This is a genomic window from Candidatus Chloroploca asiatica (assembly GCF_002532075.1).
Classification (GTDB): Bacteria; Chloroflexota; Chloroflexia; order Chloroflexales; family Chloroflexaceae; genus Chloroploca; species Chloroploca asiatica.
The window spans coordinates 1-1,200 of record NZ_LYXE01000038.1 but is presented as its reverse complement, the minus strand read 5'-3'; the positions used below and the strand labels follow the sequence as shown (position 1 = coordinate 1,200).

1 protein-coding gene is annotated in these 1,200 nt (G+C 60.6%); it reads left to right on the top strand.

Annotated features, from left to right (window positions below; all coding sequences use genetic code 11):
- Positions 1-1,200 (top strand): elongation factor Tu (gene tuf / locus A9Q02_RS03365; protein WP_097650950.1); only part of this gene is annotated, 1,200 nt, incomplete at its 5' end.

Below are 1,200 nucleotides of genomic sequence, written 5' to 3'. Positions count from 1 at the left end.
AAGCAGAAATTCGAGCGGACGAAGCCGCACGTAAACATCGGCACGATTGGGCACGTAGACCATGGCAAGACGACCCTGACCGCCGCCATCACCAAGGTGCTGGCGCTGCGTGGGGCCGCACAGTTTGTTGATTACGACCAGATTGATAATGCGCCCGAAGAGCGCGCACGCGGCATTACGATCGCCATTCGTCACGTGGAGTATCAGACCGATAATCGGCACTATGCCCACGTGGACTGCCCGGGCCACGCCGACTATATCAAGAATATGATTACCGGGGCCGCGCAGATGGACGGGGCCATCCTGGTGGTCTCGGCTCCCGATGGCCCGATGCCGCAGACCCGCGAGCACATCTTGCTGGCGCGCCAGGTGCAGGTGCCCGCCATGGTCGTCTTCCTGAATAAGGTTGATATGATGGACGACCCCGAGTTGCTCGAATTGGTGGAGTTGGAGTTGCGCGAATTGCTCTCGAAGTTCGATTTCCCCGGCGACGATATTCCGATTGTCCGCGGGTCGGGCCGCGTGGCGCTCGAGAGCGACAGCAAGGATATCAACGCGCCCGAGTATCAGCCCATTCTGGAACTGATGGCGGCCGTCGATGCCTATATCCCGACGCCGCAGCGCGCCGTTGACCAGCCGTTCCTGATGCCCGTCGAAGATGTCTTTGGCATTAAGGGCCGCGGTACCGTGGTAACGGGCCGTGTTGAGCGGGGCAAGGTCAAGGTGGGTGAGACGATTGAGATCGTGGGGATGGAAGAGGGTGCCCCGACCAAGACGGTGGTGACCGGCGTTGAGATGTTCCAAAAGACGCTCGATGAGGGGCTCGCCGGCGATAACGTGGGTTGTCTGTTGCGTGGCGTGGAGCGGACGGATGTCGAGCGCGGGCAGGTGCTCTGTGCGCCCGGGTCGATCAAGCCACATAAGAAGTTTGAAGCCCAGGTCTACGTCTTGAAGAAAGACGAGGGTGGGCGGCATACGCCGTTCTTCCCAGGCTACCGGCCGCAGTTCTATGTGCGCACGACCGACGTGACCGGCAGCATCCAATTGCCCGAGGGCATGGAGATGGTGATGCCAGGCGACAATGTGGTGATGGGGGTCGAATTGATCGTGCCCGTCGCCATCGAAGAAGGTCTGCGGTTTGCCATCCGTGAGGGTGGACGTACCGTTGGCTCCGGTGTCGTCACCAAGATCATAGCGTAA